Origin of the sequence: Lentibacillus sp., from assembly GCF_035301675.1 — a bacterium.
In the GTDB taxonomy this organism is placed as follows: domain Bacteria; phylum Bacillota; class Bacilli; order Bacillales; family Amphibacillaceae; genus Lentibacillus.
Genome location: NZ_DATGTT010000013.1, coordinates 19,618 through 32,296 on the forward strand (window position 1 = coordinate 19,618; position 12,679 = coordinate 32,296).

A 12,679-nucleotide genomic window follows, 5' to 3' on the forward strand; every position below is an offset into this window, starting at 1 on the left:
GAGGATAAAGGGGGAGGGTTTAGATGCGGCCGGCAATTGTCCAGGAGCAAAAATTACAGCTTAAGATGAATCAGTCGCTTATTCAGGCGATTCAATTGCTGCAGTTTTCCGGGATGGAAATTATTGACTACATCCGGGAACTCTCCAAAGAGAACCCTTTAATCGAGGAAGTGAATTTTGACTATGAGATAAGCAGTTTTAAACAAGCCAGTCCGAGTGAAGCATCAATTGGAGAAATCAATCAGGCCGAGCTGACAATGCATGAACAGCTCAAAAGTCAGATCTATTCAATTAATGTACCGGATTGCTTACGGAAAACGGTTCTTTTCGGGATAGATTCACTGAATGAAGATGGATATTTGGATATCGATTTGGAATCCTGGGCAGCGCAGTGTGACAAAACGATTGACCAAGTTGAAGAGGCGCTGCGGTGCATTCAAATGCTGGATCCCAAAGGAATAGGCGCACGCAGCCTCCAGGAGTGTATTTTGCTGCAGATGCCTGGTGATGATGTGTTTTTGCAAGAGCTCCTAGCTGATCATTTGGACTGGGTTGCCGAAGAAAACATCTCTGAAATCAGTGATCATTTCCATCTGTCTAATGAAGCAGCAGAGACATTGATTAAACAGATCCAGTCATGCCATCCGAAGCCGGGCCAGCTTTTGTCGACGAAAAAGACAGAGTATGTTATTCCGGAAGCCTATATTTATGAGGAAGAGGGCAACTGGAAGATTTCGTTTTACAAATGGCATTCACCGACAATCGAAATCAATGAATCCTATAAAAATCTTCAAGTGGATGAAAAGCAGGCAGCCGATTTTTTGAAAGAAAAATCCAATCAGGTCAACTGGCTGAAACAAGCCATCCAATTCCGCGGGAACACACTTGAACGAGTGATCGAAAAAATTGTTGAGCACCAGCGCATGTATTTTGAACATGGTCCTTTTATGCTGCAGCCGTTAACATTAAAAGAACTGGCTTCAGAACTGGATATGCATATTTCCACAGTCAGCAGAGCGATCACAAATAAATACGTACAGACAAAACAAGGGATTATTCCGCTGAAATTCTTTCTCCAGCCAGGTATCAAGCAGAAAGATGGTCAGCAGACCGCTTCGTACGTTATCAAGCAATTAATCGCGGAACTGATTAAAAATGAAAACAAAAAAAAGCCGCTATCTGACCAGGCTATCAAAGACCGGCTGCAGAAGGAATTCGGGATTACGGCTGCACGCCGGACAGTCATGAAATACCGGGAACAGCTGGGCATTCCTTCGTCAACAAAACGAAGGGGAAAGTGAATCTTCATTCAGTGGGGCGCTTTTTCTCCACTGAATGTTCGTTGAATCGAATCGGACATTTAAGGACAGTTAACCGGCGTTTTTTGCCGGATTACTAATGAGGAGTGGAACGTATGCAGCAAATCATCCTTTACACAAAAGAAAATTGTCCTTTGTGTGATCATGCATTTGCGATGCTCGAACTATTGCAGCATGATTACTCGTTTGAAATAGAACTAAGGGATATATACACAAACGATAAGTGGCTGGAACAATACCAGCTGCAGATTCCTGTGGTCCAATTCAGGGCGGCAACGCTTAATTGTGAACAAATCAGTTATGAAGCGCTGGAACAGGCACTGCTCGAATCCGTCAACTAGCATTACCGGTTAGAGAACATTTTATTTGTATAAAAAAATAGATATGATAAAATATAATTGTAACGGAAATTCAAGCGCATATTTTTTTGCCTGCGGCGGGACACAATATTACTGATCGGGACAATTTATGTCCACCCAAGGAGTTTTTTCATGCACGAATTGATTGAGATGCAGAAAAAATTATACCCCGATTTATTGGAAGTTATGCAGGAACGGTATATGCTCCTGCAAAACATTGAGCTTTTGCAGCCGATCGGCAGGCGTGCACTGGCTGAAAATACTAATCTCACTGAACGGCATGTCCGCGGTGAAGTAGATCTTCTTTCCAGTCAAAATTTGATCAATATGTCATCAAAAGGAATGCAATTGACAAAAGAGGGAAAATTAGTCATTGATCAATTAGCAGCCTTTATACATGATGTTATGGGTATGGACGTTTTGGAAAGACAGCTGAAGGAAACATTACAACTGGATGATATTATGATTGTCCCTGGTAATAGCGATGAGCATGATGGGGTAAAACAAGAAATGGGAAAAGCCTGTGTGTCAATTTTAAAAAAGCACTTGTCTTCCGAACAGACAGTAGCTGTTACGGGTGGTACTACCATGGCTGCAGTTGCTGATATGATGAGCCCTTTTAAGGATAAGAGAGATTGCCTGTTTGTCCCGGCCAGAGGCGGCATCGGCGAAAAAGAAGAAGGACAGGCTAACACAATTGCGGCCAAGATGGCAAGGCAGGCAAGAGGCAGCTACCGGCTCTTATATGTTCCGGATCCTTTAAGTGAGACATCGTACAGAACGATGATAAAAGAACCTGCCGTGATTGAAGTGTTAAAGCTTATTCAAGGATCTTCATTCGTTCTGCATGGAATAGGCGATGCCATCACCATGGCACAGAGGCGCAAAACATCAACCGATATTATTCAGAAGCTTCGGGAAGAAAAAGCTGTCAGTGAAGCATTCGGTTACTATTTTGATGGTGATGGCAATATCGTTCACAAAGTAAGGACGATTGGCCTTCAGATGGATGACATGACAGAAAATAGTCAAACAGTGGTTACCGTGGCAGGCGGCAAATCAAAGGCAAAAGCTATTGCATCGTATTTTAAACAGGGAAAAAGCGACCTGTTGATTACCGATGAAGCTGCAGCTGAAGCGATTTTAGGGGATAAAACTTCCCTTTAAAATAGTGAAGACCAATAATCATTAGGAGGAATTATAAATGGCAATTAAAATGGGAATTAACGGTTTTGGACGCATTGGCCGCAATGTCTTTCGCCAGGCAATGAAAAATGATGATGTTGAGGTTGTTGCCGTCAATGACTTAACGGATGCAAACATGCTTGCACACTTGCTGCAGTATGATTCCGTTCACGGCACATTGGATGAAGAGGTTACGGTTAACGGCTCCAACATTGTTGTAGGCGGCAAGGAAATTAAAGTGCTCTCGGAACGTGACCCGGAAAATCTTGGCTGGGATGAGCTCGGCGTTGAAATTGTCATTGAGTCAACAGGCCGTTTCACACAGCGTGATGATGCGAAGAAACACCTCGATGGCGGTGCGAAGAAAGTGATCATTTCAGCTCCGGCCAAAGAGGAGGACCTGACAATGGTTATGGGTGTAAACGAAACGGATTATGATCCTAAGGAGCACCACGTTGTTTCCAACGCGTCGTGCACAACAAATTCGATTGCACCGCTTGCGAAAGTATTGCATGACAAATTCGGTGTTAAGCGCGGCTTGATGACAACGGTCCACTCTTATACGAATGACCAGCAGATTCTGGATTTGCCACATAAAGACTACCGCCGTGCTCGTGCAGCAGCACAAAATATCATTCCGACAACAACCGGTGCTGCTAAAGTTGTCGGCAAAGTCGTCCCTGATTTAGACGGCAAACTAAACGGTAATGCAGTCCGTGTACCGACACCGGACGGTTCATTGATCGATTTGGTTGCTGAACTGGATAAAAATGTAACCAGGGAAGAAGTGAATGATGTATTTAAAGCTGCTGCCGAAGAAGAAGGATTGAAAGGCATTGTCGGCTACACTGAAGCACCGCTTGTTTCCAGTGATATTGTCGGGACCACTTATTCGTCACTGTTTGATGCGCAATCAACCATGGTGATGGAAGATAACATGGTAAAAGTTGTATCATGGTATGATAATGAAATGGGCTATTCTGCACGGTGTGTTGATCTGGCAGCCTATATTGGTAAACAAGGATTTTAAGATGAACTTTAAGGGGGAGGGACTATATCCTCCTCCTTTTTTTCAGTGTATAATGGGGCAGAGAAATATTTTAAAATATACATACTTGCTAAGCAGGAGGTTTTGACATGAACAAAAAAACGCTGCATGATCTTGATGTAAAAGACAAAAATGTGTTTTGCCGCGTTGATTTCAATGTTCCAATGAACGATGGCATCGTTACAGACGATACACGGATCAGGGCTGCCCTCCCGACTATTGAACATCTTTCACAGAATGGGGCTACTGTCATTTTGGCAAGTCATCTCGGCCGGCCTAAAGGTGAAGTGGTTGATAATTTGCGTCTTGATCCGGTCGCGGAACGCTTGAGTGAGCTGCTCGGAAAAGAAGTGGTTAAAACTGATGCCGTTTACGGGAAAGAAGTAAATGAGGCACTCTCACAGGTCAGCGATGGCGATATCGTATTAATTGAAAATGTCCGGTTCGAACCCGGTGAAGAAAAGAATGATCCTGAATTGGTACAAGCCTTTGCGGCTATGGCTGACCTGTATGTTAACGATGCATTTGGAGCAGCACACCGGGCGCATGCATCGACAACAGGTGTTGCGGAAAAACTTCCTGCTGCAGCCGGCTTTTTAATGGAGAAGGAAATTGATGTGCTCGGCAAAGCGCTGGAAAATCCTGACCGGCCTTTCACAGCCATCATTGGCGGTGCAAAGGTCAAAGATAAAATCAATGTGATTGATCATTTGCTGGACAAAGTCGATAACCTGATTATAGGCGGCGGCCTTGCTTATACATTTGTCAAAGCGCAGGGCCATGAGATTGGCAAGTCATTGCTCGAAGAAGATAAAATTGATCTGGCAAAAGAATTCATGCAAAAAGCACAGGATAAAGGTGTTCAGTTTGTGATGCCGGAGGATGCCGTAGTAGCAGATGATTTTTCAGAATATGCCAACACGAAAATAGTTGATATCACAGAAATCCCTGCCGATTGGGAAGCCCTCGACATCGGGGTGAAAACACGCGAAAAGTATGGACAAATCGTTAAAGATTCCAGATTGGTTGTTTGGAACGGTCCTATGGGTGTATTTGAATATAACGCTTTCGCTGGCGGAACACGGTCTGTCGCGGAAAGTCTGGCCAATACAGAAGGTTACACGGTTATCGGCGGGGGTGATTCCGCTGCAGCAGTCGAAAAATTTGGTTTTGCCGATGATATGGATCACGTTTCAACCGGCGGCGGGGCATCGCTGGAATTTATGGAAGGGAAAGTTCTGCCCGGTGTGAAAGCACTTGACGATAAATAATATTGGAGAGGTGATACAATGCGTAACAAAGTGATAGCTGGAAATTGGAAAATGAATAAGGTTCTATCCGAAGCCGATCAGTTTGCTGATTCTGTGACAGGAAAGCTGCCGAAAGATGATAACGTGGAAGCGATTGTCTGTGCGCCGTTCCCATTTTTATCGTCCCTCGTGGAGAAAGCAAAAGGAAGCAGCTTAAAAATCGGCGCACAAAACATGCATTTTGAAGACAGCGGCGCGTTTACCGGGGAAGTTAGTCCGGAAATGCTGAAGGATCTGGGTATCACACACGTCGTAATTGGCCACTCTGAACGCCGTGAACACTTTGCCGAAAGCGATGAGTCGGTCAATAAAAAGGTGCACGCTGCATTCAATCATGATTTAATCCCGATTGTTTGTGTCGGGGAAACGCTCGAACAGCGTGAAGCAAACGAAACGATGAGCCACATTGAAAATCAGGTGCGGACAGGTCTGATGCGGTTGACTGATGAACAAATTGGATCGGCTATTATTGCCTATGAGCCTATTTGGGCAATCGGTACTGGCAAAACGGCCTCAAGTTCGGATGCCGATCAAGTTTGTTCACTTATCCGCAGTGTCGTTAAAAACATGACGTCAGAAAATGTAGCTGAACAGGTAATCATTCAATACGGCGGCAGTGTCAAGCCGGCAAGTATTGATGAACTTCTGGAACAGCCTGATATTGACGGAGCGCTTGTTGGTGGTGCCAGTCTCGATCCAGAATCTTTCCTGCAGCTTGTGGAGGCAGGTGCGAAATGAGTGATAATAAATTAGCAGCACTCATCATTCTGGATGGATTTGCCATCCGGGATGAAGAAATGGGCAATGCTGTCAAACAGGCGAATACCCCAAATTTTGATCGTTACTGGAATCACTTTGCCCATAATCAGTTAACAGCGTCCGGTGAAGCGGTCGGCTTGCCTGAAGGTCAAATGGGCAATTCGGAAGTGGGGCACCTCAATATTGGTGCCGGACGCATTGTCTACCAGAGCCTGACCAGAGTAAACCTGTCCATCAAGGAAGGCGATTTCTTTGAGAAAGAAGCGTTCTTAAAGTCCATTAAGCATGCCAAAGATAACGATAAGGCACTGCATATATTCGGGCTGCTGTCTGACGGCGGCGTCCACAGTCATATCAGTCATCTTTTTGCACTGCTGAAACTCGCAAAAGACAATAATCTTGAAAAAGTTTATGTGCACGCATTTCTGGATGGACGTGATGTCGGACCGCAAACTGCAAAGAAGTACATTGCACAAACCGAAGACAAAATGAAGGAATATGGCGTTGGACAGTTTGCTACGATTTCAGGACGCTATTATTCGATGGATCGTGACAAACGCTGGGAACGTGTGAAAAAAGCATACGATGCCATGGTTTATGGCGAAGGACCGTCATATCGGAATCCGTATGACATAATTGACGACTCCTATGAAAATGGCATTTATGATGAGTTTGTGATACCGTCTGTTTTGACGGACGACAACGATGAACCGGTCGGTAAAGTGGAAGATGAGGATTCCATCATCTTTTGCAATTTCCGTCCTGACCGGGCGATTCAGATTTCCCGGACATTTGCAAATGATGATTTTCAGGACTTTGACCGCGGCGAACATCCGCCGAAAAACCTCGATTTTGTCATGCTCACAGAATTCAGTGAATCAATCGACGGCTATGTAGCCTATAAGCCGGTCAATCTGGATAATACAGTCGGTGAAGTCTTATCGCAGAATGACATGAATCAGCTGCGAATTGCTGAAACGGAAAAATATCCGCACGTTACATTTTTCATGAGCGGCGGACGTGAAAATGAATTTCCGGGCGAAAAGCGTGTGCTGATTGATTCGCCAAAAGTGGCAACATATGATCTGAAACCGGAAATGAGCGTATATGAAGTGACCGGTTCGCTATTGGAAGAGCTGGATGCCAAAACGCATGATGCGATCATCCTGAATTTCGCCAACCCGGACATGGTCGGGCACTCCGGAAAACTGGACGCGACAATTCAAGCGATTGAAGCAGTTGATGAATGCTTGGGCCAAGTCGTGGATAAAATTCTGGAGCTTGGCGGAAACGCAATTATTACGGCTGATCACGGTAATTCTGACGAGGTTATTACATTGGAAGGTGACCCAATGACAGCCCACACGAAGAATCCTGTTCCGGTCATTGTCACAAAAGAGGACGCAGAACTTCGTGATGGCGGTGTTTTAGCGGATCTCTCACCGACATTATTGGACTTATTGGATGTAGACAAGCCGGACGAAATGACCGGTGAATCATTAATAAAGAATTAAAGGAGTGGTTGGATGCCATACATTACAGACGTTTATGCCCGTGAGGTACTTGATTCCCGCGGCAATCCGACAGTAGAGGTGGAAGTATTTACCGAATCAGGTGCATTTGGTGCAGCACTGGTGCCGAGTGGAGCCTCAACCGGTGAATATGAAGCCGTTGAATTACGCGACGGTGACAACAATCGTTACCTCGGAAAGGGCGTGGAAAAAGCGGTTGAAAATGTCAATGATGTCATCGCACCGGAATTAATAGGTGTTGACGCCACACGACAGAACATTATCGATCAGATTATGCTGGAACTCGATGGCACTGAAAACAAAGGGAAACTGGGAGCTAATGCGATTCTTGGCGTCTCGATGGCAGTCGCACATGCTGCATCCAGTTATTTGGAGCTGCCGTTATATAACTATCTCGGCGGCTTTAACGCCAAAAAACTTCCAGCACCCATGATGAACATTCTCAATGGCGGTGAGCATGCAGACAATAATGTGGATATTCAGGAATTCATGATTATGCCTGTCGCGGCGCCAACGTTTAAAGAGGCACTGCGTACAGGCGCGGAAATTTTCCATTCCCTGAAAAAAGTGCTCAAGTCTAAAGGCTATAATACTGGCGTCGGTGATGAAGGCGGATTTGCGCCGAATCTAGATTCCAATGAAGAAGCACTCGGAACGATTGTCGAAGCCATTGAGACTGCCGGCTATAAACCGGGCGAAGAAGTTATGCTGGCAATGGATGTTGCTTCCTCTGAATTTTATGAGGATGGCAAGTACCATCTGAAAGGGGAAGGGGTCACCCGTACGGCGTCAGAAATGGTCGACTGGTATGAAGATCTGGTCAATAAATATCCGATTATCTCAATTGAAGATGGACTTGATGAAAACGACTGGGAAGGACATAAACTGCTGACAGAGCGAATTGGCGATCGTGTTCAGCTCGTTGGTGATGATCTGTTTGTGACGAATACGGGCAAACTTTCACGCGGCATTGAAGAAGGCGTCGGCAACTCAATTCTTGTCAAAGTAAACCAGATCGGTACCTTGACTGAAACATTCGAAGCGATTGAAATGGCTAAGCAATCAGGATATACGGCTGTCATTTCACATCGTTCAGGTGAGACGGAAGATGCGACGATAGCTGATATTTCCGTTGCCGCAAATGCCGGTCAGATTAAGACAGGTGCACCATCCCGCACCGACCGTGTTGCCAAGTACAATCAGCTCTTGCGTATTGAAGATGAACTGGCAGGCATGGGCGAATATGCCGGTTTAGATGGATTTTATAATTTGAAAAAATAATGAAATGCTGACGACCAGATAGAAAGATGGCGATCCAAAAGGAGAGCCATCTTTTCTTTTTGCGATGTAGCTTTAAGCGCCAGTTGGTGCGTAGTCTGCCGCTGCGGAAATATACGCCGCTGTTATTATGTTTTAAAATCTAATATTTTTTGCCTAATTAAATTTCTTCTGTGAATATTAATTGGAGTAAAGAACAGTCGACTCCTGCGGGAAAGCGGTCAGCTTCTCGAGTCCCTTTTACCATTTGTATCAACGTGAAAAGTCTTCGAGGTGACCTCTCGAATCCCTTTTGCTGCTTGAATCATCATGAAAAGTCTTCGATCTGGTTTCTCGACTCCCTTTGGCACCTTTAACCGCTGTAAAATGTCTCCGAACCGGCTTTCCCACGATCTGAGCAGGAAGCGCTCCTTTCGAGGAGACTGAATTGTTGCCCTTAGGTGCGCGACACCCCAAACTGAAATCAAGATAGCACATACGCCGCAGTTTACATAAACTGTGAACATTTAAGGCAATAAAGCTTCACAAGAGCCTTTCAATAACCGCCATCAGCTTAAGCCCAATTATTGTGAGAATAGGTGAAAATTAAATTGGACAGTAATAAGAAATGATGATTTTTATGGGGGGGACCTATGACATACAGTGAGGATGAAACAGAGTGAATCAACATGTAAAACCACGAAAACCGGTCATTCTATTAAATATCGATTCATTGATGCCTGAACCGCTGGAAATGGCTGTACAAACCGGAAAGGCACCAGCTTTGAAATTTTTGATGGAAAATGGTACCTATATTTCCAATATGGTCAGTTCTTTCCCTACGATGTCAGTGACGATTGACAGCAGTCTTCTGACAGGCACTTATGCTGATCAGCACCAAATTCCCGGTTTAAACTGGTTCGATGATTCTAAAAATGAGATTATTAACTACGGAACGGGATTTAGGGAGACGAATAAGTCAGGGCTCAGAAAAACAGTCCATAACATGCTTTACCGCCTGAATAATGAACACTTGAGCAGTCATGTCCGAACGGTTTATGAAGAATTGGCAGACAAGGGAATTCAATCTGCTTCCATTAATTCCTTTGTTTATCGCGGCAACACACCGCAAAAGTTGCAGGTTCCCGGAGTGCTTCGTGGATTTACCCGTTTTAAAGATGGTCAGTGGACAGCGGAAGCCACATCGATTTTTTCCTTAGGTGTTTTTTCTAAACTGCGTAAGCGAAGTGTGGCAACACAAATCGCAGCCGGAAATTATAAATATACGGCTCGGGAGCTGCGTCATTTAATCAGCCGGAATAACCTCCCGGGCTTTACATTTTGCATCTTTCAGGATTTGGACTTCCGCATTCATTTTAAAGGACCGATGGATATAAAGGGAATCGCCAAAATTGACCGCCAAATCCAAAAAACGCTCAATTTGTACGCGAGTTGGGAAGAAGCGCTTATCCGGAATGTATGGATGGTTATGGGAGATAACGGTCATGCGCCGATGGGTTCCAGGTACCGTGACTTTGTGATTGATCTTCGCAAAAGACTGAAAAAATATCGCATCGCACGAATTCAGCATCCCATCCGAAAAAAAGATCAGATAGTACTCAGTGTGAACCAGCGCATGGCATATGTTTACATACTGGATGATACATTACCGCTCTCAACTGTTACCGGACAACTAATGAAAGATTCCCGGATTGATATTATAGCCTGGAAATCCGGAGACGGCATTCGGATCGAATCAGGCATGAGAGAAGGTACATTGCACTATAGTCCAGGCGGTGAATATTCAGACGTGTACCAGCAAACATGGCACATGAGAGGAAACCCTGAGCTTTTGGATGTAACGCTTTCAAGTGATAACAAAATTTCTTATGGTGATTATCCGGATGGATTAGCCCGTATTTACGGTGCATTGCACTCTCAGCCGGGACGTTTTGTCGTCGTTAATGCAAAACCCGGGTGTGAATTCAAAGCGCAATCGACACCATTTCATCTTGGCGGTGCAGCACATGGTTCATTGCACAAGCAGGAAACGCTGGTTCCCCTGGTAATTGCAGGGACCGCCATCAAACCAAAGTATTCGCGGCTAGTCGATATGAAATCTTTTCTGCTGGACCTGCTTGAACGCTAAAAATTATAAATTTCCTCGACACGAATCTTTTTGATGCTGCTGGCAAAAACAGTGTCGGAAAGGTGCCATTAAGTTGGCATAGGACAAATACATCAATGAATAGTGTTAACTGGATAACTATTCCAAATTTGGGAGAGGATTATGTGGCACAAAAGGTGCTGGTATTTGGTGATATTGGCATTGACGATACTGTGGCCCTGATTTATGGCTATTTTGATGACACGATTGATATTGTTGGTGTTGTGGCTAATTATGGAAATATACCGAGGGAGAAGGCACTGGCAAATGTTAATTATGTAAGAGAATTGTTTGATATCGATCCATCGATAGAGGTTATTTTAGGTGCGGAGAAACCGATGACTGGTGAGAATCCAATATTTTTTCCGGAAATTCATGGAGAATACGGGCTTGGACCGATTGAGCCGCCGCTTTTGAATGATGAGAGTGTTGTTGAAAATTTCTTTGAAGTTGTTGAAATTATTAAGCGGTATCGCAACCAGGAGTTGGTAATTGTAAATATCGGCAGGCTGACCTCGCTTGCCACGATGTTTATTCTGTATCCATTAGACATGGAGAATGTGCGGCACGTTTATATCATGGGCGGGGCATTCTGGGTGCCGGGGAATGCAACGGCGCTCTCGGAGGCCAATTTCTATGGTGATCCGATTGCCGCGCAGCTGGTTCTGAAGAATGCACATGATGTGACAATCATCCCGCTCAATGTTACTCAACAGGCAATTGCGACGCCACAGATGGTCGATTATATCAACAGGATGGGTCAGGCGAAGATTATAAAGCCGCTTTTGGACTATTATTATCATTATTATAAACAGCGAAATCCAAGGATACATGGCAGTCCGCTGCATGACGTTGTGACATTGATGGCAACCGTTGATAAAGATATGTTTATGTTCAGATATTTGCCGGTTGAAATTATTCAAAGTGAATACGGGGAGGAAAGAGGTCAAAGTATTGCCGATATCAGACCATATGTGGATCTCCAGGAGTCTGAAGCCAAGGATGAAAAACATCACCGCATCGCACTGGAGCTCGATTACTGGCAATTTTACAATAAATTTATGTCTATCATGACTGGGCAGGCGTTTCAGTGAATGGCATAATAGATTGAAAGAGCGTTTGTACGAGGTGATTCCAATCGATATTTTAACAGCTATCAAGGCACGCCGGTCCATTCATAATTTTAAACGTGACGAAATAGACCACGCTACATTACGGGAAATTTTCACTTACGGGTCATATGCACCGACGCATTATATGAAAGAACCATGGCAAATAAAACTGTATGAGAAGGAAGGCAAGCAGAATTTTGTTGATGCCATCATTACAAGTTATCAGCGTATTGGCATGCTGAAGGCGAGTGATGACCAAAAGACACAAAAAATGATCGTATCCATGAAGCAATTTTTATTGCAGATCCCGCATCATGCATTGATTTATTTTAGTGAGGAAGAAGATCCTGTCCGATTTGAGGAAGAATATGCAGCTGTTTGTGCATTCATTCAAAATGTCCAGCTCGCTGCATGGGAGTATGGTATCGGAATGCTCTGGACCATCACACCGTATATGCATGATAAAGGATTTGCCGAGGATATCGGATTGGATGGTGAGACCGATAAAATTGCAGCCGTCATGCAAATCGGCTATCCGGAAAAAATCCCGCGCGATAAAGGGAGAACACCGATTGAAGATAAGCTTGAGTTTATTTCGGAGTGAACATATGGATAGACAGTCAGAGGATCC

11 protein-coding genes are annotated in these 12,679 nt (G+C 44.4%); all 11 read left to right on the forward strand.

What is annotated here, in order from left to right; all coding sequences use genetic code 11:
• Positions 1–23 precede the first annotated feature (23 nt).
• The 11 genes from rpoN (at position 24) to VK097_RS02470 (ending at position 12,652) form a co-directional block, all read left to right on the forward strand.
• Positions 24–1,301 (forward strand): RNA polymerase factor sigma-54, encoded by a 1,278-nt coding sequence (rpoN, locus tag VK097_RS02420; protein ID WP_324210203.1) that lies wholly within the window; start codon positions 24–26, stop codon positions 1,299–1,301.
• A 113-nt stretch (positions 1,302–1,414) separates the two neighbouring features.
• Entirely contained in the window at positions 1,415–1,660 is a 246-nt protein-coding gene (locus VK097_RS02425) for a glutaredoxin family protein (RefSeq protein ID WP_324210204.1), read from the forward strand.
• A 150-nt stretch (positions 1,661–1,810) separates the two neighbouring features.
• On the forward strand, positions 1,811–2,845 hold the full coding sequence (locus tag VK097_RS02430) for a sugar-binding transcriptional regulator (RefSeq protein WP_324210205.1): 1,035 nt from the start codon (positions 1,811–1,813) through the stop codon (positions 2,843–2,845).
• A gap of 37 nt (positions 2,846–2,882) precedes the next feature.
• Complete coding sequence (gap, locus tag VK097_RS02435; RefSeq protein WP_324210206.1) at positions 2,883–3,893, forward strand: type I glyceraldehyde-3-phosphate dehydrogenase; 1,011 nt, start codon at positions 2,883–2,885, stop codon at positions 3,891–3,893.
• A gap of 107 nt (positions 3,894–4,000) precedes the next feature.
• On the forward strand, positions 4,001–5,182 hold the full coding sequence (locus VK097_RS02440) for a phosphoglycerate kinase (RefSeq protein WP_324210207.1): 1,182 nt from the start codon (positions 4,001–4,003) through the stop codon (positions 5,180–5,182).
• A gap of 18 nt (positions 5,183–5,200) precedes the next feature.
• Positions 5,201–5,959 carry a triose-phosphate isomerase gene (gene tpiA / locus VK097_RS02445; protein WP_324210208.1) on the forward strand — a complete coding sequence of 253 codons (759 nt, stop codon included), beginning with the start codon at positions 5,201–5,203 and terminating at the stop codon, positions 5,957–5,959.
• The gene (gpmI, locus tag VK097_RS02450; RefSeq protein WP_324210209.1) at positions 5,956–7,494 is read left to right on the forward strand and encodes a 2,3-bisphosphoglycerate-independent phosphoglycerate mutase; all 1,539 of its coding nucleotides are present in this window, start codon (positions 5,956–5,958) and stop codon (positions 7,492–7,494) included. Before tpiA ends, gpmI begins: the two co-directional genes overlap by 4 nt.
• Positions 7,495–7,506: 12 nt before the next feature.
• A complete protein-coding gene (gene eno, locus VK097_RS02455; protein ID WP_324210210.1) occupies positions 7,507–8,793 on the forward strand; it encodes a phosphopyruvate hydratase in 1,287 nt (428 codons plus the stop codon).
• Between the two features lie 655 nt (positions 8,794–9,448).
• Positions 9,449–10,918: an alkaline phosphatase family protein gene (locus tag VK097_RS02460; RefSeq protein WP_324210211.1), complete on the forward strand. Its 1,470-nt coding sequence runs from the start codon at positions 9,449–9,451 to the stop codon at positions 10,916–10,918.
• Positions 10,919–11,061: 143 nt separating this feature from the next.
• On the forward strand, positions 11,062–12,030 hold the full coding sequence (locus VK097_RS02465) for a nucleoside hydrolase (RefSeq protein WP_324210212.1): 969 nt from the start codon (positions 11,062–11,064) through the stop codon (positions 12,028–12,030).
• A 13-nt stretch (positions 12,031–12,043) separates the two neighbouring features.
• Complete coding sequence (locus VK097_RS02470) at positions 12,044–12,652, forward strand: nitroreductase family protein (protein WP_324210213.1); 609 nt, start codon at positions 12,044–12,046, stop codon at positions 12,650–12,652.
• The last annotated feature ends 27 nt before the right edge of the window (positions 12,653–12,679 follow it).